This is a genomic window from Paenarthrobacter sp. UW852, from assembly GCF_024608385.1.
Lineage (GTDB): Bacteria > Actinomycetota > Actinomycetes > Actinomycetales > Micrococcaceae > Arthrobacter.
Genome location: NZ_JAMSGY010000002.1, coordinates 593991 through 612724, shown reverse-complemented (window position 1 = coordinate 612724; position 18734 = coordinate 593991). Strand labels below are relative to the sequence as shown.

Below are 18734 nucleotides of genomic sequence, written 5' to 3'. Positions count from 1 at the left end.
GTGGGATCGGCCCCACCGGCTCCGGCCGGTTACTGCATGCGAAGGAGCACGCCATGAGCTTGAACGGCAAGGTTGCAATCGTCACCGGGAGCGGACAGGGTCTTGGACTCGCTTACGCGAGGGAGCTCGCCCGCCAGGGAGCCGCCGTCGTGATTAATGACCTGAACCAGGAAACCGCTGCTGCCGCAGTCGCGCAGATTGAGGCCGACGGCGGCCGGGCCACCGCCGTCGTGGTCCCCGTGGGAACCACAGACGCCGCCAAAGCGCTGGTGGCGGGCGCAGTCGATACGTTCGGGCGGTTGGACATCCTGGTCACCAACGCCGGCATCCTGCGGGACAAGAGCCTGCTGAAGATGACCGACGAGGATTTCGACCTGGTCATCAACGTGCACCTGAAAGGCACCTTCACCTGCGTCCGTGAAGCGTTTGCGTACTTTAAGGAAAACAACATCGCGGGCCGTATCATCACCATCGGATCGCCCACGGGCCAGCGCGGCAACTTCGGACAGACCAACTACGCCGCCGCCAAGGCCGGAATCGTAGGCATGGTCCGGACCTGGGCGTTGGAGATGAAGAGGGCCGGCGTGACGGTCAATTCCGTGATCCCGGTGGCCGCCACCGCGATGACCAAGACAGTCCCGTACTTCCAGAAGGCCGTGGAAGCGGACGAGCGTGGCGAGGCCATGCCGTCCTTCTTCCGCCACGACCTCGGTTTCGGAACGGCCGACGACGTCGCCGGGCTGATTGCCTTCCTCGCCTCCGACGAAGCTTCCGGGATTACCGGCCAGGCGATCGGCGCCGGCGGTGACCGGCTGCAGGTCTGGACCCACCCGACCGCCGCCAGCACCGAATACCGCGAAGGCGGCTGGAGCTACGACGCACTGCAGGAGAGCGCCGGCACGCTCTTCGGCCAGGAAAATCTGCAAAGCTACGGCGAGGAATTCCTGCCGCTGCCCGAGGAACTGCAGCCCGAACCGGCCAAGGCTGAGGCCCGCTGATCATGGCCACCCGTTACGAACCGGGCATCGACGCGGCTGCCTTGGATGCGATCGACATGCACGTCCACCTTGAAGTGGACAGCTGCGGCCACGGCTCACTCCCTGATGCGCTCACGGAGGCCTCGGCAAAGTACTTCAAGGCCGAGGACCGGACGCCGTCGCTGGACAGGATCGCCGAGGTTTACCGCGAACTGAACATGGCCGCCGTCGTCTTTACTGTTGACGCGCGCACCCAGCTCAAGCACGAACCCAACAGCATCCCGGAACTGATCGAGGGCGCGGCGCGGAACAACGACGTGCTGATTCCCTTCGGCAGCGTGGACCCGCGGACGGGCGAGGACGCCATCGCCGGGGCCAAGCACCAGGCCGTTGAGCTCGGTGCCCGTGGCTTCAAGTTCCACCCGTCCTTGCAGGGTTTCGATCCGTCCAACGAGCAGTTCTACCCGCTCTGGGAGACCCTCCAGGAACTGGGCCTGCCCTGTATTTTCCATACGGGCCAAAACGGCATGGGGGCCGGTCTGCCCGGGGGATACGGCATCAAGCTGGCGTACTCGAACCCGTTGTTGCTCGATGCTGTCGCCGCCGACTTCCCGGGCCTGCAGATCATCATGGCCCACCCGTCGGTGCCGTGGCAGGACGAGGCCAACTCGATCGCGACACACAAGTCCAACGTGTTCATCGATCTGTCGGGGTGGTCCCCGAAGTACTTCCCGGAGTCCTTGGTTCGGCTCTCCAACTCGGTGCTGCAGGACAAGGTGCTGTTCGGCACGGACTTCCCCCTGATCACTCCGCAGAAGTGGCTAGGTGCGTTCGCGGACCTGCCGTTGAAGGACGAGGTCCGGCCGAAAATCCTCAAGGACAACGCTGTGCGGTTGCTCGGGCTCGGTGGTTGAGATGTCCACCACCGCATTGGAACAACGGCTCTACGTAGTGGGGGACTGGTACGACGCCGAAGCGCTCCTCGCTACTGAAGAGCGGGAGGTGTTGGCCCGGCTTCGCGGCTTCCTGGACGCCGAGGCCAAGCCGCTCCTGGCCGAGTACTGGGAGCGGGGGGAGTTCCCGCAGCAATTGGCCCAACCGCTGATCGACCTTGACCTGATGGAACCCTTCGACGCTCCGGCCCGGGGCATCTACCAGGGGTTCCGGATCTTCGAACTCGCACGGACCGATGCTTCCCTGGCCACCTGGTACACCGCGCAGGCCGGGTTGTTCCGGACGGCGATCCGGGTGGGCGCGTCGGAGGAACAACAGAAACAGTGGATGCCGCAGGTTGTGGATTTTTCACTCAAGGGTGTCTTCTCGTTGACGGAACCGGAACACGGCTCGGACATTGCCGGCGGACTGGCCACCACCGCCCGGTTTGAAGAAGATTCCGACGGCGGAACATGGGTTCTGGACGGTGCCAAACGTTGGATTGGGGGCGCCTCAACTGCGGATGTGCTGTGTGTGTTCGCCCGGGATGTCGCCGATGGACAGGTCAAGGCCTTCCTCGTGGACCGAACCGCCGCCGGCGTCAGCCTGGAGAAGATCACGGGCAAGACGTCCCTGCGGATGATGCAGAATGCGCACATTACCCTGGACGGTGTCCGCGTCCCGGAAGCCATGCGCCTTCGCAACGTGAACTCCTTCAAGGACGTTGCGGCGATGCTGCGCGCCATGCGCTCGGACGTTGCCTGGATCGCCACCGGGATACAGGCCGGAGCGTTCGAAGCCGCACTGGCGTACGTCAAGGAACGCCAACAGTTCGGCCGGTCGATCGGTTCCTTCCAACTGGTGCAGGAGAAGCTGGCCCGAATGCTCGGCAACCTCACTGCGAGCTTGTCGCTCGTGGTGCGTCTAACCGAACAGCAGAGCGCAGGGATCGTGCGGGACCAGGACTCGGCGCTCGCCAAAATGCAGACCAGCCTTCTGATGCGCGAAACCGTCGCCCTGGCCCGCGAAGTGGTGGGCGGCAACGGCATTACGCTCGCCGCCGACGTCGCGCGTTTCCACGCCGACGCAGAAGCTGTCTATTCCTACGAGGGCACCCACGAAATCAACGCCCTCATCATAGGCCGCGCCCTCACGGGCGAGAGTGCCTTCACCCGCTGAATCTCTTCAAACAACAACACAGGAGGCAAAGATGCCCAATCTCGTCGTCGATTTCGACACCCTGCTCACCATGTCCGGCAAGGACCTCGGCACCACTGATTACCGTGAAATCACCCAGCAGCAGATCAACCTCTTCGCCGACGCCACGGACGACCAGCAATGGATCCACACCGACCCCGAACGCGCCAAGGACGGCCCCTTCGGTGCCCCGATCGCGCATGGTTTCCTCACGCTTTCCCTGATCATCCCGTTCTGGGGAGAGCTGTTCGACGTGGACGGGGTCACCACCAAGGTCAATTACGGCCTGGACAAAGTCCGCTTCACCTCACCGGTCAAGGTGGGCTCCAAAGTCCGCATGAACGGCACCATCGCCGAAGTCAGCGAAGTCAAGGGCGGCGCCCAGATCAAGGTCAACGCCACCATCGAAATCGAAGGCCAGGAACGCCCCGCCGTCGTAGCTGAATTCCTCGCACGCTTCTACAAATAAACCCTCCACCAGCAATATCCCTCCTCTCCCAAGGAACAGCCATGTCAGGACACACTGCGCTCGCAACATCGAGCACGGCCGCAAAGCGCAAAGAAGCACGCACGGTCATCTTGTCCAGCTATCTGGGCAGCACCATCGAGTTCTACGACTTCCTGCTGTACGCAACAGCCGCGGCCGTTGCCTTCCCCAAAGTCTTCTTTGCCGGCACGGACGAATGGGTTGGCGTGGTCGCCGCTTACGCCACCTTCGCCGCCGGCTATGTCGCCCGGCCATTGGGTGGCATCATCTTTGGCCACTTCGGCGACCGCATCGGGCGAAAAGGGATGCTCATCGTCTCGATGGCCATGATGGGCATTGCCTCCACGCTGATCGGGCTGATCCCGGGAGCGAACGTCATTGGTCCTTGGGGTGCCGTGCTCCTTGTGGTCCTGCGCGTCTGCCAGGGCATCGCCGTCGGGGGTGAATGGGGCGGCGCCGCGCTGATGGCGCTGGAACATTCAGACCCCAAGCGGCGAGGGTTCGCTGCGTCGTTCGTCAACGCCGGTGCACCGACGGGTGCCGTGCTGGGAACGGTGGTTATGGGCATCTTCTCCGCCCTTCCGCAGGATGCTTTCCTTGCCTGGGGGTGGCGTGTGCCGTTCCTGCTGTCGTTCGTGCTCCTGATTGTCGGTATGTTCGTGCGGCTCCGGGTCTCCGAAAGCCCCATCTTCGCTGAAGCGGTGGCCAAGGAAAGCGCACAAGGAACCAAGCGCAAGATCCCGCTACTGGAAGTGCTGCGGCGTCCCAAGGCCCTGATCATGATCATGTTCGCCGGTGCCGCCGGGTTCGGACTACAGGTAGTGCTGCCCACATTCTCCGTCACCTACGCGGTCTCCAAGGGCGCACCCCAGCAGGGCGTGCTCTATGCCTTCGCGGGAGCCTCGGCCATTTCCATTCTGTTCGTCCTCCTGGGCGGAAGATTGTCCGACCGTTTCGGACGGCGTCCAGTGATGGTCACAGGGTTGGCTTTGTTCATCCTGTACCTGTTCCCCATGTTCGGGATGCTCAGCTCGGGCAACATCGCCATGATCTTCCTGGCCTTCACGGTTGCCCTGATCCTGCATTCCTCCCTTTACGGGCCGCTGGCCGCGTTCGTGTCCGAGCAGTTCGGCACCACCAACCGCTACACCGGTGCCGCGGTGGGCTACCAGTTGGCCACCCTGATCGGTGCCGGCTTCACCCCGGGCATCGTGGCTGGCCTCTACAAGGACGCGGGGCAGAGCATCGTCCCCGTGGTGGTGTTCCTCTCGGCAATGTCCTTGGTGTCGATTGTCTTCATCCTGCTCACGCGGGAGTCTAAGAACAACGACCTTTCATCGGTCAGTTAGGAGTACGGACCATGGACAACAACGGAGTTGGATCCTGGCTGCACCGCCGCCGTGCCAAGTCCGGGGGCAAAGCGGCCCTCGTCTCGGGCAGCCAGGTCCTGGGCTACGACGAACTCTCCACCCGCACCGATCGCCTGGCAAATGCACTGGTCGCCAGGGGTGTGACCAAGGGGGACCGGGTGGCTTATCTCGGGGAAAACCACCCCTCCTTTGTGGAGACCTTCTTTGCCTGCGGGCTGGTCGGGGCCATCTTCGTGCCGCTCAACACCCGGCTCGCTGCCCCGGAACTGCAGTTCCAACTGCAAGACTCCGGCGCGCGGCTCCTGGTCAACGCTTCCGCTTTGGAAGTCGTAGCGTCCGCGTCCGTGACAGACACAGTGGTAACGCACCGTCTTGTGGTGGCGCCCGACGACGGCCCTGACAGTTCCGCTGACGAGCTGCCATCCGGCGTCGAGCACTATGGTGAGGTGATTGCGGCCTCGGCCGCCGTTGCCCTGGACGAACCGGTGACCCTGGACGACGGCGCCATGATCCTTTACACCTCCGGCACCACGGGCAAGCCAAAAGGTGCGCTGTTGACGCACGGCAACATCACCTGGAACTGCATCAACACCGTGGTGGACATGGACCTGAACCGCAACGACGTGGCCCTCATGATCTCGCCCCTGTTCCACGTGGCCTCCTTGGACATGGGCTTGCTGCCGATGCTGCTCAAGGGCGCCACCGTGGTTCTTGAAGCGAAATTCGACGCCGGGCGGGTACTGGAACTGGTGTCCGAGCACAAAGTCACCACGCTCAACGGTGTCCCCACCACGTTCCAGATGCTCTGCGACCATCCGGAATGGTCGACGGCGGACCTCAGCTCCCTGGACAAGCTCACCTGCGGCGGTTCTGCCGTTCCGCAGCGTGTTCTGGACGCGTATGAGGAGCGCGGCATCGGCTTCACCAGTTGCTATGGCATGACCGAAACCGCGCCCGGGGCAACCATGCTGCCGGTGTCCCGGTCGAAGGAGAAAGCCGGATCCGCCGGGTTGCCGCATTTCTTCACGGATGTGCGGATTGCCGACCCACTGGGCGGTGTTGCTGCTCTCGGCGCTGTCGGCGAAATCCAGATTTCCGGCCCCAACGTCATCAAGGAGTACTGGAACAGGCCCGAGGCCACCGCAGACAGTTACGCGGACTCTTCCTGGTTCCGTTCGGGCGACATGGGCCACCAGGACGAAGAGGGCTTCTTGTTCGTCTCGGACCGCCTCAAGGACATGATCATTTCCGGAGGCGAGAACATCTACCCGGCGGAGGTGGAAGCTGCCATAGCGGAGCTGCCTGAGGTGGGGAGCGTGGCCGTGATCGGTGTTGCCGACGAAAAGTGGGGCGAAGTGCCCCGGGCCATCGTTACCCTGCGTGAGGGGAGGACCTTGACGGAGGATCAACTGCGGGCGCATCTGGAAGGGCGCCTGGCCCGGTACAAGATCCCCAAGTCCGTGGTTTTCGTCGAGGAGATGCCGCGGACTGCCAGCGGGAAAATCCGCAAGATGGACCTGCGGAAACAGTTCGCTCAATAGGCGTTCCCCACCCCTGGACGCTCTCTCACGTCCCGCCCGTCTGAACCGAACGCTCTCTCACGTCCCGCCCGTTTGATCCGAACGCTCTCTCACGTCCCACGGTTTGTGAGTGAGGGTTTGGGGGGTTGGGGGTGGTTGGTGAGTGAGGGTTTGGGGGTTGGGGGTGGTTTGTGAGTGAGGGTTTGGGGGATGGGGGTGGTTTGTGAGTGAGGGTTTGGGGGGAAATAATCCGTCAACAGGCTAAATCCGGGTTAACTTTGTCCATCAAACTGCCTTATTGGCTCCCGGGGCATTACGATAAGGCACGACTCATCACCTGAGCGCCTCAAACCTACCCGGGGGAAATACTAATGAGCTCTTACCCGCAGCAACCTCAGCAGACCCAGCCCTACGCCGCCCAAGGCGGCGAGCCGCCACTGTGGGCTCCCTACTACGGCGCCCCGATCGGCGCAGCAGTCAACCGTTTCTTCAAGAAGTACACCGCCTTCAACGGCCGCGCCAGCCGCAGTGAATACTGGTGGGTCGCCCTGGTCCTGGGCGTCGTCGGTTTCGTCTTGCAGCTCCTCACCGGCATCCTTGGAGCCGCAGGCGCAACCGTTAGCTCCAACGGCACCTCCGTTCCGGGGCCGGGCGCGGTCATCGGCCTCATCCTGATTGTCGTTTTCTACCTGGCTGTCCTGATTCCGTCCATCGCGCTGCTGGTGCGCCGTCTCCACGACGGCAACTTCAGCGGCTGGCTCGTCCTGCTCGGCCTGATCCCGGGCCTTGGCGGCCTGGCACTGCTCATCTTTGCGCTCCTGCCGTCCAACCCGGCCGGCCAGCGTTTCGACCAGCCGACTGCCTAGTCAGCGACCAGCCGACTGCCTAGTCAGCCGAGCACCAAGCAGTACGCTCCAATGAAAGGGGCGGCACCCGGTGTGCCGCCCCTTTTGCGTGCCCGCCTCCAAGTTCCGATACGCCGGACATGACATGCTGTGACTGACACGGACCGACCCCAACGACGAGGAGTGCCATGTCCACGCGAAACATCAAACGCGCCGCAGTGGTTGGCGGCGGAATCATCGGCATCGCTGTGGCCAGGGAACTGACCAACACCCTCGACGACGTCCAGGTCACCGTGTATGAGAAGGAAGACCACCTGGCAGCCCACCAGACCGGGCACAACTCCGGGGTGGTCCATGCAGGCCTCTATTACGAACCCGGTGGGTTGAAGGCACGGTTGTGCCGCCGTGGGGTGGAGCTGCTCCAGGAATTCTGCGCAGCCAAGAGCCTTCCCTACGAGGCCTGCGGCAAGCTGGTCATTGCCCAGACGCCGGAGGAGTCCAAACGCCTGGACAACATCTTCGCCCGCGCCACGGCCAACGGGGTGCCCGGAGCGCGGCTGCTGCGCGGTGACCAGATACCCGAGGTGGAGCCAAACGCCGTCGGGCTTTCTGCTTTGCACTCGCCTGAAACGGCGATTGTCGACTACGCAGCCATCACCCGGGCGCTCGCCGACGACGTCCGCGCAGCGGGCGGGACCATCCGCCTTGGGACCGAGGTCACGTCGCTGGAACAGCAGGGGAGCGGCGTTGCGGTGTCCACGAAGGACGGTGACGAACATTACGACCTTGTGGTTACGTGTGCCGGCCTCCAATCCGATCGCCTCGCCAAGTCAACCGGAGAGCCCCCAAGCCCGCGGATCGTGCCCTTTTTCGGGCAATACTTCCTTCTCGGGGGCGAAGCCCGGGAGAAGGTGCGTGGCCTGATTTATCCGGTGCCGGACCCGAGGCATCCTTTCCTGGGCGTGCACCTGACCAAACGCGTTGACGGCGAAATGATGCTGGGTCCCAATGCATTTATCTCCTTTGGTCGTGAATCCTACGCGTGGAAAAACGTGAATGTCCGGGACGTCCTGGATTACGCACTCTTTCCGGGCTTCTGGAATTTCGCCTGGCATAACGTGCCGTCTGCTGCCCGGGAATTCCAGACCGTCATCAGCAGGAAGAAGTTCATCCGTGAGGCAATGCGCTTCGTGCCCTCGCTCGAGGGGGCCAGCGTCCTGCCTGGTACGCGCGGAGTGCGTGCCCAGGCCATGAACGGTGACGGCTCGCTGGTGGACGACTTTGTCATTGCACGACGCCGGGACACGGTGATGGTGCGCAACGCGCCTTCCCCGGGCGCGACGTCGTCGATGGCCATCGCGGAGTACATCGTGGAGCAGGCCCTGGCAGAGTGACCACGGGAGGCGCCAGACAGTTAACAAGCCCGTGACGTACCTGAAACCGCTCCGGACCACACGGTGGATAGCGTGGCGGCATGATCGCATCGACTCTTGGAAGCTGGGCTGCCACCGCGCTCGCCAAGCTGGGCTCCGTCATTGAAGCCGCCTACGTGATGGACTGCGCCGGGCCCGAGTCGGGGAGCCCCGGATCCGACGCCGCGGATTTGACGTGGTTGCCGGCACTCAGCGGGGTGACCGTTGCCGGTTCGCAGGCCATTCAATCCCACGCGTCCAAGCCCGGTATCTAGCCTTTGGGGGCGTCGGAAAGCCAAGGACTGTTGCGTTGGGCACACTTTTCGTAATTTGCGGGTAGCATGCCCTAAACTGCATCACTGAGGTGCCGGAATGGGCACTATGCAGCAACGAAAGCGAACACCCAATGGCTACTGATTACGACGCCCCGCGCAAGACAGAAGAAGAGTCTCCCGCTGAATCGCTTGAGGCCCTCCAGGCATCCCGTGGCGGCGGTGCCCAGACCGCTGTGATCGACGTTGAGGACATCGACACAGCCGAAGGCATTGACCTTCCCGGGGCTGACCTTTCGGGTGAAGAGCTGACCGTCATTGTGGTCCCTGAGCAGTCCGACGAATTCACCTGTGGATCCTGTTTCCTGGTCCGTCACCGCTCGCAGGTGGCTTTGGAAAAGAACGGCCTGAAGTACTGCAAGGACTGCGAAGGCTAGATAACGCCGAGGTCTCGTTACCTTCGATCACGAACCAAGGTACGGAGACCCCGTTTCCGGCCTGAAAACACGGCCCGCGGGACCTTGTCATGACCCGCCCGTAACCAATCGGCGCACCCTTTAACGGTTGCGTGCCGAAGCGGCCACAACCCGCCCCTAGCCCCTCCCACCCTCCTAATGTTGAAGTATCAACGTAGCCTGAAGGGGGCACAAAAAATGAGGAAATTGGGAGCGGGTTTGGCGGCCGTCATGGCCATTGCCGGACTCGGTCTGGTGGCGCCGGGACCAGCCTCGGCCGCCACGTATTGCGGCATCTCGTGGGGTTCACTGGCCAAGGCCGATCCCGATATGAGCGCCGCCAACGTCACAGGCGTCCGCACCGGCCAACAGCCGTGCTTCGATCGCCTGGTGATCGATATGGCCGGGAAGGTTGCCGGCTACTCCGTGCAGTATGTTCCGGTGGTGACCCAGGACCCGACCGGCTTCCCCATCCCGGTGCTGGGGGACGCGGACCTGCAGGTGGTTGTGACGGCGCCGTCGTACAACCAGGCCGGCCAGCCCACCTATGAACCCGCGGCCAAGGCGGAACTATCCAACGTTTCGGGATACCAGACGTTCCGGCAGGTGGTTTTCGCCGGCAGCTTCGAAGGAATCACGAGCATTGGGCTGGGGGTCCGTGCGCGGCTTCCGTTCAGGGTTCTCACCTTGGACGGGCCCGACGGCGGGTCCCGGCTGGTAGTGGATGTCGCCCACCACTGGTGATCGGTCGGCCCTTGGCCCTCCATAACGTGGGAAAGCGGCCAGTTCGCGGGAAACTTCCCTGCGAGCTGGCCGCTTTCCCACGCACTCGGCGTAACGCGAGCCGTGCGGACCGGCTACTCCGGAACTACCAGTGCCGGGGTGTCCTTGCGGATGGTCTCGCCACGGAAGAACCCGGGACGCATGCGGGCCTGAACAAGCATGACCACGCCACCGAGGGCCAGGATTCCGATGCCAAGCACGAACACGAGCCCCACACCGAAGATTTCCGAGCCGCTGCCGAAATCCGGATCCCAGCTGTCCACTGCGGTCTGGATGAACACCACGAAGAGTCCCAGGCCACCGAGCAGCGGGCAGACGAGCCGGAAGAAGAAGTTCCGGGCGTTGGAGAACACGCTGTTGCGGAAGTACCAAGCACAGGCGATGGCCGTGAGCCCGTAGTAGAAGCAGATCATCAGGCCCAGAGCCAGGATGGTGTCGTTGAGGACGTTCTCGCTGATCACGTGCATCACCGCGTAGAACCCGGCGGACAGGACGCCCGCAGCGACAGTGGCGAAGCCCGGCGTCGAGAACTTCTTGCTCATGTGGCTGAAACGCTCCGGGAGTGCACCATAGTGCGCCATGGCCAGCAGGCTGCGGGACGGCGACGTAAACGTGGACTGCAAGGAAGCCGCGGACGACGACAGCACCGCGAGGGACATGAGGATCGCGAACGGACCCATGACCGGAGAAGCCAGCGCGGTGAAGACGTTGGCGTGGTTCTCGGCGTTGTTCAGGCCAATTCCTGCATCTCCTACACCGGCGAACATCATGGTGGCGATGGTGACCAGCAGGTAGATGCCAAGGACGATGACAGCGGTGAGCGTGCCTGCCAGTCCGGCAGTCTTCTTGCCGTTGGCGGTTTCCTCGTTGACCGTGAGGCAGACATCCCAGCCCCAGTACACGAAGATCGACAACGAGATGCCTGCAGCGATTTGGCCGAAGGTTTCCACCTTGGTCACGTCGAACCAGTCCCAGCTGAAGGGGATCGCGGTCTCGGAGGTGGACCAGTTGGCAAACGCCATGGCCACGAACAGGCCCAGGACCAGCAGTTGGAAACCGACCAGGCCGTACTGAACGATTTTGGTGGTGTGCAGGCCGCGGTAGCTGATCCAGACGGCCAGTGCCACGAAGACGAAGCAGGTTGCAACGTTCAGGAGTTTGTTGGAGGCCAGGTCCGCAAGCTCGGGTGAGCCGGTGGCCTGGGCCAGGAAGAGGTAGAAGAAGTCCACGGCGACGCCCGCCAGGTTGGACAGGACGATGATGTTCGCTGCGAGCAGGCCCCAGCCGCCCATCCAGCCAACCCATGGGCCGAAGGCCTTGGTGACCCAGGTGAAGGTGGTGCCGCTGTCCGGGGAGTCAGCGTTGAGCTCCCGGTATGCGAGCGAGACCAGGATCATGGGAATGAACCCGATCAGGAAAATAACGGGCAACTGGAGCCCGACTTGGTTGACGGTGGGTCCGAGCGCACCCGTGAGGGTATACGCCGGGGCGATGGTTGAAATGCCAAGAACGACGACGGCGAGGAGCCCCAACTGCCCCGTCTTCAGTCCCTTGCCGCTGATGTTGTGCGACTCTGCAGCATCGACGCTGCTGCGGCGGATTGTCTGGCTCATATTGGGCCCTTTCTAGATGGCCGAAGGTTGCTGCGTGGTGCTGGCCAGGGAAGTGGGGCATTCGAGGCGGGAAAGTTCAATCATGGTGGCATGTACTCCGGTGAGACGACAGTCACTAAATGAATAGCGTTCATTTAGTATGGCCTGTGTCACGCTCCGGCGCAAGGCCCAAATGAATCCCATTCATATGTGACTTCGCCGACCCGGCTGTCCGGGTTAGCCGCCGAGGGTTGGCAGAGTCAGGATCTCCGCACCGTCGGCGGTGATGGCGATAGTGTGCTCGCTGTGTGCCGTGCGGCAGCCGGTGACGCTGCGCAGGGTCCAGCCGTCGGCGTCCGTGACGAGCTGTGCCGTGTCGGCCATGACCCATGGTTCAAGTGCAAGCAGCAGGCCGGGCCGCAGTTTGTATCCTCGCCCGGGGCGGCCCATGTTGGGTACGTGCGGGTCCTGGTGCATGGTTGATCCGATGCCGTGTCCGCCAAATTCGACATTGATGGGGTACCCGGCGTCGCTGAGTACTGAGCCGATGGCGTAGGAGAGGTCCCCGATCTGGGCCCCCGGGCGCGCCGCGGCAATCCCCGCACGAAGCGCCCGCTCGGTGGCTTCGATCATCGCCACGCTTTCGGCGGGCCTCGAGTCGCCCACGATAAAGCTGATCGCGGAGTCTGCTGCGATACCCCGCAGGGAAACCGCGAGGTCGAGGGTGAGCAGGTCGCCGTCGGCCAGGGTGTAGTCGTGGGGCTTTCCGTGGAGGACGGCGTCATTGACCCCGGTGCAGATGTAGTGCCCAAACGGCCCCCGGCCAAAGGAGGGTGCGTAGTCGACGTAGCAGGACTGCGCCCCCGCTTCGAGGATCATTTCCTTGGTCCACTGGTTGATGTCCAGGAGGTTGGTTCCCACTGTGCATCGGCCCTTGAGGGTGTGCAGGATATTGGCGACGAGGGCGCCGGAGTCCTGTGCTCGGAGCAGTTCGGTGGGGGTCAGGATCTCGATCATGGAGGGCCTTTCGCGGGATTACCAATAACTATCCCGGCCATATTATCCCGGTATTAGAATTGGATCCATGGTCAGGTTGCCCCTCACACCCGCAGAGGCCGAGCGCGGACAGCGTCTCGGCGCCCTTTTGCGTCGCGCCAGGGGAGGGAGGTCCATGCTTGAAACTGCCTTGGATGCAGGGGTTTCCCCTGAAACCCTCAGGAAGATCGAATCCGGAAGGGTAGCAACCCCCGCGTTCCCCACCGTGGCCGCGATCGCTGAGGTCCTTGGCTTGTCACTGGATGAAGTGTGGGCCGAGATCAACCAGCCCGAACCGGGGACCGTCCGGCGTGGCGAACGTGAAAGGCTCGCGTCCTAGCCCTGGCGCTGCGGGCGTGCCCGCACGTGCATCCGCTCGCCCTGCTGACCGAAGAGCGTGAGCAGCTCAACCGGGTCCTTGGTGGCGCTCGCGAACCAATGTGGCGTCCGCGTATCGAATTCGGCCACCTCGCCGGGCTTCAGCACAAAGTCGTTCCCGCCCAGGACCAGTCGCAGCCGGCCGTTGAGGATGTACATCCAGTCGTAGCCCTCGTGTGACTGCGGTTCCGGAGTTTCCTTGCCGGTGGCGCCGCGGAGCACCATTTTGAAGGCCTGGATGCCGCCGGGCCGTCGGGTCAGGGGAAGAGCGGTTCCCCAGGGGTGGACGTGTGGCTTGAGGTGGATGCGGGGATCGCCCGTTTCCGGAGCGTCGATGAGCTCCTCCAGCGGGATCTGATGGAGGCGCGCCAAGGGCAGGAGCAACTCCAGTGTGGGTTTCCGCTGCCCCGCCTCCAGCCTGGAGAGGGTGCTAACGGAGATGCCCGTGGCTTCCGAAGCTTCCGCGAGGGTCACGTTACGCTGCGTCCGCATTGCCCTCAGGCGCGGACCAACGGCGTCGAGCATGGAGCTGAAGTCTGTAGCCATGGGATCAGTTTGCCATACCGGCAAATTACTTTGCTGTTTCACGATGATGTGTCAAACCATGGAAGAAGCGGCGCAGGGCCGCTCCGATGACGTGGAGGCACAGTGGAATCAGGAAACAGCCGGATGGCCGGACAGTACGACGTAGTGGTTGTTGGTGGTGGCGCAGCTGGGTTAAGTGCGGCTGTGAGTTTGGGCCGCGCCCTTCGCTCCGTTCTGGTGATCGACGCCGGCGAGCCCAGGAACGCGCCGGCGGCCGGCGTACACAGCTTCCTCTCGCGGGATGGAATCAGCCCCACCGAGCTACTCAGCCTGGGGCGGGATGAGGCAATCCACTACGGGGCCGACGTCGTGGACGGGGAAGCCGTAGCGGCGCGCCTGACCGGGGAACAGCGTACGACGGCGGAACCGGGCACCGCAGCCCAGCCCGCCTTTGAGGTGGAACTGGCGGACGGCAGTACCGTGGCCGCCCGCCGCTTGCTGGTCACCACCGGCGTGGTGGATATCCTGCCCGATGTCGAAGGAATCCGTGAGCGCTGGGGCAAGGACGTCCTGCACTGCCCGTACTGCCATGGATGGGAAGTCAGGAACAAGGCAATCGGCATCCTGGGATCCGTCCCCATGGCTTTGCACCAGACACTGCTGTTCCGCCAGTGGAGCCCTTCCATCACGCTCTTCCTCAACGACCTGGTGGAGCCAACTGAGGAGCAGTGGGAACAACTCGCGGCCCGTTCCATCACTGTGGTTGAGGGCAAAGTCCGTTCCCTTGACGTTTCCGATGATGCGTTGGCCGGCGTGGTCCTGGAATCCGGAAAGGTGGTTCCCGTGGACGCCCTCGTGGCCGGACCGCGGGTGGAGGCACGCTCCGCCGTCCTTGAGTCCTTGGGTATCTCCACGGTGGAGCACCCGATGGGGGTGGGCCGCCTCGTCGAAGTGAGCCAGCCCGGTGGAGCTACCTCTGTCCCCGGGGTGTGGGCGGCCGGAAACGTTACCGACCTCACCGGCCAAGTGATGGCTTCCGCGGCTTCGGGCTCCATGGCTGCGGCTGCCATCAACGCGGATCTGATGCTCGAAGAGACCGCACTGGCCGTGGAAGCTGCCCGGTTGGCTGTCCGAATGTGAGCAAAAGGGTCGACGCAGGGACCAAGAGCGAGGAACATTGAAGGACAGCCGTTGAAGGAGGTTGGGTATGTGCTACGCGTACTATGACGACTTCGAGCGGCGCACGAAGAAGGACTCCGCGCGCAAGCCCGAGACGCACACGTCTGAGCCAGTGAAGGAAACGGAAGCGCCCGCAGAAAGCCGTCCGCGGACGGAAGGAACACTGTGGACTTTCCTGGCCCGCCGTCGCAGGGAATTCGAGGTTTCCGAACCGAAGATCGACCGCATCCGCGAGAAAGTCTAGGCGCCGTCCTGGACTGACCCGAAGAACCGATCCACTGAAAGGCGCTGCTCCGGCAGCGCCTTTCCGCTGCGCGTGACCGGCGCTGCGCGTGACCCGCCGTAAACCCGCCGGGACGCGAACCTTCCTAGCGTGCCAGCTCTGCCCGGAGCGGATACACGGCGCCGTCCAGGATCACTTGGAGGCACGTGCCCTCCGCGTTGACCAGGAGTGGTGCCATCAGGTTCACGGTGGTCTTCTCCGACGCCGGGTTGACCACCACCAGGACCGTAGCGTTGGCAACACTGGCAAGACCCAGCGCGCCCAGCGATGCCGCCGGAATGGCTGGCTGGTAGTCCGGAACATACACGGAGGCGTCAGCTACGAACATCCGGGCGCGCGGCTCAGCCACTTCCAGGGCGTAGAGTCCTTCTGCTCCGGCGATGCCGCGCAGCGAGAACCCCTCAGCCGATTCCAGCCCGGGCATGGGGGAGGCAAAAGTCAGCGTGTCGAACGCCAGTGCCGTGCTCATCGGAGGAAGTCCATCAGCGTCGGCTGGAGCACCTTGGCCGAGACGGCAAGTGCCACCTGGTAGTTGGTTTCCTGCAATTTCAAATCCATGACCGCCTTTCCCAAGTCCATGTCTTCCACACGGGACCTTTGAGTTTCAAGCGTAGCCTTCATCCCCTCCAGCGAGTCCTGGGCCTGCCCGAGCCGCGTTTGCCGCATGCCAACATCGGAGCGGCCGTCGATCACGGCCTTGATGCGGTCGCCGAGCGCGGCCAGCCGGGCATTGGGGTCCGCACCCGAACGGATATCGGCGACGACGTCACTTACCAGGGCGAAAACAGAGCCGGCGCCATCGCCGAAGATCGCTCCGCCGTCGGAATCCACGCGCACAGTCCGGGCGGCGTCAACGCGACGTTCCACGGACCCGCCGCCCGTGCCCACGAACGTTGGCGGAGTGGTGTTGGTAAACGCACCCACGGTGTCCGAGTTACCGGCGAACACGTTGCGGCCCAAGTACTGCGTGTTGGCCTGGGTCAGGAGGTCCTTGCCCAGGCCTTCGATCTCGACAGCGATGGCCTCCTTGGCGCTGCTGTTGAGGGTGCCGTTGGAGGCTTGGATGACGAGGTCCCGGACGCGGTTGAGGATGTTGGTGGACTGCCCTAAAGCGGTATCGGCAGCCGCGAGCCAGCCATTGCCGTCGCTGATGTTGGAGCCGTATTGTGTGGCCGCACTGAGCTGGGCGCGCATGGCGATGGCTTGGGCGGCACCGGCGGGGTCGTCGGATGGGCGGCTGATGTTCTTCAGCGTCTGGGCCCGTTCCTGCAACTCTGCAAGCCGGGATTGGGAGGTCTGGAGATTCCGCTGCGCGGAAGCTGACATCATCTGGTTGGTGACGCGATTGAGCATGGCTTACCTTCCCACCAATCCGGTGCGGTTGATCAGGACATCCAGGGCTTCGTCGATTGCGGTCATGACTCGCGCCGCGGCCTGGTAGGCGTGTTGGCTCGCGAGGAGTGCGACGTTCTCCTCATCAAGGCTCACCGAGGCGGCTGACGAACGCTGCCCGACGGCGGCGACACTCGCCGCGTCTGCCAGTTGTGAATGCTGCTGGGCTGATTTGGAGGCCATCCCAATGCCTGCAACCACTCCATTCCAGAAGGTGTCAGGCGCGCCCGGCTTCGAACCGATTTGGGCCACCGCATCCGCGATGCTGCCGTCCAAGGAGCCGGCACCGGGTGCGCCGGTCGCGATTCCCGCGGCATTGGTGGGAACCACGCGCAGGGACAGCGCCACCGGGACGCCGGGCGTGCTGGTAAAGAAGTCCAGGTTGCCGGCACCGGTGGACGTCTGCCCCGTCCGGTGGATTGCGTTGACGTCGTTCATCAGTTGGGTGGCGAAGGCGTTGTAAGCCTCTGCAGCTTCGGCGATCGGGCCGCCTGTTCCGGCTCCTTTGCTTCCCGGCGCCGCGGGAGCCAGGAGCGAGACAGCTCCGGCGAGTTGGCCGCCGTCGAGGTTTACCGCCAGGCCGGCACGGTCCGCCCACTCCAGCTGCACCGGCTGTCCGGGGCCGCCCATTGAGGTTTGTCCGGCAAGCGTCAATGCGCGGTGCGAGGTCCCGGACACCAGTGCGTTGCCTCCGATGAAGACGTCCGCGGTGCCGTCCGGATTCTCGCGGACGGTGCCACCTGCCAGCGTGGCTATGGCCTCGGTCATCTGGTTCCTGGTGTCGATGAGTTCGTTCGCGGAACCCCCGGAGGCCAGGACCGAGCGGATGGTGGCGTTCAATTCCGCCACCTTGCCTGCGGTGGCGTTCAGTTCGTCCACAGTGGCAGAGGTTTCCCCACGGACCCGGCTCCACTGGGCGTCGAGCGCTTTGTAACCGGCTGAGACGGTTTCGCTGAGGGTGGAGGCCGCTTCAAGCAGGACCGACGCCGGAGCGGAGTCGCCCGGGTGGTTGGAGACTCCCTGCCATGATGCCCAGAAGGTGTGCAACGCCGTCGAAATTCCGTGGGGGCCGGGTTCCTGCAGTGCATCTTCGAGGCGCTGGAGTTCCGTGGACCGGATCCCCGCGAACCCGGACTGGGCCCCGGTCCTGCGAACCCCGGCGTCCAGGAAGCTGCTGCCGAGCCGCGCTATACCGTCCACCGAGACGCCCTGGCCGGCCTGGCCCGTGGCCGGGTTCAGCCCAACCGGGACGGGCGCGCCGATGGCCGACAGGTCCAGCCGTTGACGGGTGTAGCCGGGGGTTGTGGCGTTGGCGATGTTCTGGCCTGCCAGGTTGATGGCCTGCTGCGCTGCGGTGAGGCCACGGTAGGCCGTGTTGAGTCCGCCGAAAGTGCTCACGTGAAGATGTCCTTTTCGCTGGGTGGGCGGTCAGAATTGCCGGTCGACCAGGTGCGCGGCCGATTGGTCCCCGGTCCGGCCGTGAGAGTCGTAGGTTCCCGCCGCGGGTTTCAGGTCGGCGAGTGTTTCCTGGGTGGAACGGACGGCCGCACGCAGGAACTGCTCATTGGCGTCGCGGAGTTCCTTGATGGCCGCTGCCTGCTGGCGCATCGCGGTGACATGGGAGGTGAGGACCTCGGCCCAGGCGGGCTCCGGCGCGGCTGCGGCGAGCTCAGCCAAGGAACAATCCTGGGATACGCCCCATTGCGCAGCGACCGCGGCGATCTCCACCGTGCGGGCGAGGCCAGCCTGGGAAACGCGCTCCAGGACCTGCTCCACTTCCCTGGTCCCGTGGGGCAGCCAACGGGACTTGCCTGCTGTCAGGAGCAACTGTTCTTCTTCGAGCTTGAAGGTCAGGAGATCGAGAAGTTCGCGCTCGCGCCACAGCAGTGCTGACAGTTCATGGATGGCCACAGGGGGTCAACTCCAGTTCTGGTCGGTATCGGGTGCGGTTGTGATGGCGTACCTCCCGCCAACTCCCCATTAGTTATCGGCCGCCGGCTGGCAGGGGTTAGGCGGGAAGGTCCCTGAATCTTTCCTTCGGATTTTTCCTAACGGGCCCGCGATGGCCAGTCGATAGTGCTGGGTGACGGCCCACGGAT

The 18734-nt window shown here is 63.8% G+C and carries 21 protein-coding genes; 14 read left to right on the top strand and 7 right to left on the bottom strand.

Annotated features, from left to right (window positions below; all coding sequences use genetic code 11):
- The first annotated feature begins 53 nt into the window (after positions 1–53).
- From NEK97_RS05995 to NEK97_RS05945, 11 genes are all read left to right on the top strand, one after another.
- Entirely contained in the window at positions 54–998 is a 945-nt protein-coding gene (locus NEK97_RS05995; protein WP_257368978.1) for an SDR family NAD(P)-dependent oxidoreductase, read from the top strand.
- A 2-nt stretch (positions 999–1000) separates the two neighbouring features.
- Complete coding sequence (locus NEK97_RS05990) at positions 1001–1891, top strand: amidohydrolase family protein (protein WP_257368977.1); 891 nt, start codon at positions 1001–1003, stop codon at positions 1889–1891.
- Position 1892: 1 nt separating this feature from the next.
- Entirely contained in the window at positions 1893–3089 is a 1197-nt protein-coding gene (locus NEK97_RS05985; protein WP_257368976.1) for an acyl-CoA dehydrogenase family protein, read from the top strand.
- Between the two features lie 31 nt (positions 3090–3120).
- The gene (locus NEK97_RS05980) at positions 3121–3576 is read left to right on the top strand and encodes a MaoC family dehydratase (RefSeq protein ID WP_235518828.1); all 456 of its coding nucleotides are present in this window, start codon (positions 3121–3123) and stop codon (positions 3574–3576) included.
- 41 nt (positions 3577–3617) lie between these two features.
- Positions 3618–4943, top strand: a complete 1326-nt coding sequence (locus tag NEK97_RS05975) for an MFS transporter (RefSeq protein WP_257368975.1) — start codon at positions 3618–3620, stop codon at positions 4941–4943.
- An 11-nt stretch (positions 4944–4954) separates the two neighbouring features.
- Positions 4955–6505, top strand: coding sequence for an o-succinylbenzoate--CoA ligase (gene menE, locus NEK97_RS05970; protein WP_257368974.1), 1551 nt, complete (start codon positions 4955–4957; stop codon positions 6503–6505).
- A gap of 350 nt (positions 6506–6855) precedes the next feature.
- The gene (locus NEK97_RS05965; RefSeq protein WP_257368973.1) at positions 6856–7350 is read left to right on the top strand and encodes a DUF805 domain-containing protein; all 495 of its coding nucleotides are present in this window, start codon (positions 6856–6858) and stop codon (positions 7348–7350) included.
- Positions 7351–7517: 167 nt separating this feature from the next.
- Complete coding sequence (gene lhgO, locus NEK97_RS05960; protein WP_257368972.1) at positions 7518–8723, top strand: L-2-hydroxyglutarate oxidase; 1206 nt, start codon at positions 7518–7520, stop codon at positions 8721–8723.
- Positions 8724–8803: 80 nt separating this feature from the next.
- Positions 8804–9016, top strand: a complete 213-nt coding sequence (locus NEK97_RS05955; protein ID WP_257368971.1) for a hypothetical protein — start codon at positions 8804–8806, stop codon at positions 9014–9016.
- 131 nt (positions 9017–9147) lie between these two features.
- Positions 9148–9450, top strand: coding sequence for a DUF4193 domain-containing protein (locus NEK97_RS05950; RefSeq protein WP_211712788.1), 303 nt, complete (start codon positions 9148–9150; stop codon positions 9448–9450).
- Between the two features lie 216 nt (positions 9451–9666).
- The gene (locus NEK97_RS05945; protein WP_257368970.1) at positions 9667–10212 is read left to right on the top strand and encodes a hypothetical protein; all 546 of its coding nucleotides are present in this window, start codon (positions 9667–9669) and stop codon (positions 10210–10212) included.
- Positions 10213–10325: 113 nt separating this feature from the next.
- Here the strand turns inward: NEK97_RS05945 and NEK97_RS05940 are convergent, their stop codons facing one another.
- Positions 10326–11864, bottom strand: coding sequence for an APC family permease (locus NEK97_RS05940; RefSeq protein WP_257368969.1), 1539 nt, complete (start codon positions 11862–11864; stop codon positions 10326–10328).
- A gap of 216 nt (positions 11865–12080) precedes the next feature.
- Positions 12081–12860: a type I methionyl aminopeptidase gene (gene map, locus NEK97_RS05935; protein ID WP_257368968.1), complete on the bottom strand. Its 780-nt coding sequence runs from the start codon at positions 12858–12860 to the stop codon at positions 12081–12083.
- A gap of 67 nt (positions 12861–12927) precedes the next feature.
- Here map and NEK97_RS05930 point away from each other — a divergent pair, with 67 nt between their 5' ends.
- The gene (locus tag NEK97_RS05930) at positions 12928–13218 is read left to right on the top strand and encodes a helix-turn-helix domain-containing protein (RefSeq protein ID WP_235518839.1); all 291 of its coding nucleotides are present in this window, start codon (positions 12928–12930) and stop codon (positions 13216–13218) included.
- Here NEK97_RS05930 and NEK97_RS05925 read toward each other — a convergent pair.
- The gene (locus tag NEK97_RS05925; protein WP_257368967.1) at positions 13215–13802 is read right to left on the bottom strand and encodes a helix-turn-helix domain-containing protein; all 588 of its coding nucleotides are present in this window, start codon (positions 13800–13802) and stop codon (positions 13215–13217) included. The genes NEK97_RS05930 and NEK97_RS05925 overlap by 4 nt on opposite strands.
- A 123-nt stretch (positions 13803–13925) precedes the next feature.
- On the opposite strand from NEK97_RS05925, the gene NEK97_RS05920 reads away from it, so the two are divergent.
- Complete coding sequence (locus NEK97_RS05920) at positions 13926–14921, top strand: NAD(P)/FAD-dependent oxidoreductase (RefSeq protein ID WP_257369026.1); 996 nt, start codon at positions 13926–13928, stop codon at positions 14919–14921.
- A 67-nt stretch (positions 14922–14988) separates the two neighbouring features.
- A complete protein-coding gene (locus NEK97_RS05915) occupies positions 14989–15204 on the top strand; it encodes a DUF4312 family protein (RefSeq protein ID WP_235518841.1) in 216 nt (71 codons plus the stop codon).
- Positions 15205–15328: 124 nt separating this feature from the next.
- On the opposite strand, the gene NEK97_RS05910 is transcribed toward NEK97_RS05915, so the two are convergent.
- Genes NEK97_RS05910 through NEK97_RS05895 form a run of 4 tightly spaced genes read right to left on the bottom strand, consistent with a single transcriptional unit; the run spans position 15329 to position 18546 of the window.
- Entirely contained in the window at positions 15329–15712 is a 384-nt protein-coding gene (locus NEK97_RS05910; RefSeq protein WP_257368966.1) for a flagellar assembly protein FliW, read from the bottom strand.
- Positions 15709–16596 carry a flagellar hook-associated protein FlgL gene (gene flgL / locus NEK97_RS05905; protein WP_257368965.1) on the bottom strand — a complete coding sequence of 296 codons (888 nt, stop codon included), beginning with the start codon at positions 16594–16596 and terminating at the stop codon, positions 15709–15711. Before flgL ends, NEK97_RS05910 begins: the two co-directional genes overlap by 4 nt.
- A gap of 3 nt (positions 16597–16599) precedes the next feature.
- Positions 16600–18033 carry a flagellar hook-associated protein FlgK gene (flgK, locus tag NEK97_RS05900; RefSeq protein ID WP_257368964.1) on the bottom strand — a complete coding sequence of 478 codons (1434 nt, stop codon included), beginning with the start codon at positions 18031–18033 and terminating at the stop codon, positions 16600–16602.
- 30 nt (positions 18034–18063) lie between these two features.
- Entirely contained in the window at positions 18064–18546 is a 483-nt protein-coding gene (locus NEK97_RS05895; protein ID WP_257368963.1) for a flagellar protein FlgN, read from the bottom strand.
- Between the last annotated feature and the right edge of the window lie 188 nt (positions 18547–18734).

Coding starts and splice junctions, on each gene's coding strand:
- NEK97_RS05980 (WP_235518828.1), top strand. CDS start 3,121: ATGCCCAATCTCGTCGTCGATTTCGACACCCTGCTCACCATGTCCGGC.
- NEK97_RS05945 (WP_257368970.1), top strand. CDS start 9,667: ATGAGGAAATTGGGAGCGGGTTTGGCGGCCGTCATGGCCATTGCCGGA.
- NEK97_RS05915 (WP_235518841.1), top strand. CDS start 14,989: ATGTGCTACGCGTACTATGACGACTTCGAGCGGCGCACGAAGAAGGAC.
- flgL (WP_257368965.1), bottom strand. CDS start 16,596: ATGCTCAATCGCGTCACCAACCAGATGATGTCAGCTTCCGCGCAGCGG.
- NEK97_RS05985 (WP_257368976.1), top strand. CDS start 1,893: ATGTCCACCACCGCATTGGAACAACGGCTCTACGTAGTGGGGGACTGG.
- NEK97_RS05975 (WP_257368975.1), top strand. CDS start 3,618: ATGTCAGGACACACTGCGCTCGCAACATCGAGCACGGCCGCAAAGCGC.
- NEK97_RS05995 (WP_257368978.1), top strand. CDS start 54: ATGAGCTTGAACGGCAAGGTTGCAATCGTCACCGGGAGCGGACAGGGT.
- NEK97_RS05940 (WP_257368969.1), bottom strand. CDS start 11,864: ATGAGCCAGACAATCCGCCGCAGCAGCGTCGATGCTGCAGAGTCGCAC.
- NEK97_RS05910 (WP_257368966.1), bottom strand. CDS start 15,712: ATGAGCACGGCACTGGCGTTCGACACGCTGACTTTTGCCTCCCCCATG.
- map (WP_257368968.1), bottom strand. CDS start 12,860: ATGATCGAGATCCTGACCCCCACCGAACTGCTCCGAGCACAGGACTCC.
- menE (WP_257368974.1), top strand. CDS start 4,955: ATGGACAACAACGGAGTTGGATCCTGGCTGCACCGCCGCCGTGCCAAG.
- NEK97_RS05920 (WP_257369026.1), top strand. CDS start 13,926: ATGGCCGGACAGTACGACGTAGTGGTTGTTGGTGGTGGCGCAGCTGGG.
- NEK97_RS05965 (WP_257368973.1), top strand. CDS start 6,856: ATGAGCTCTTACCCGCAGCAACCTCAGCAGACCCAGCCCTACGCCGCC.
- NEK97_RS05950 (WP_211712788.1), top strand. CDS start 9,148: ATGGCTACTGATTACGACGCCCCGCGCAAGACAGAAGAAGAGTCTCCC.
- NEK97_RS05930 (WP_235518839.1), top strand. CDS start 12,928: ATGGTCAGGTTGCCCCTCACACCCGCAGAGGCCGAGCGCGGACAGCGT.
- lhgO (WP_257368972.1), top strand. CDS start 7,518: ATGTCCACGCGAAACATCAAACGCGCCGCAGTGGTTGGCGGCGGAATC.
- NEK97_RS05990 (WP_257368977.1), top strand. CDS start 1,001: ATGGCCACCCGTTACGAACCGGGCATCGACGCGGCTGCCTTGGATGCG.
- NEK97_RS05925 (WP_257368967.1), bottom strand. CDS start 13,802: ATGGCTACAGACTTCAGCTCCATGCTCGACGCCGTTGGTCCGCGCCTG.
- NEK97_RS05955 (WP_257368971.1), top strand. CDS start 8,804: ATGATCGCATCGACTCTTGGAAGCTGGGCTGCCACCGCGCTCGCCAAG.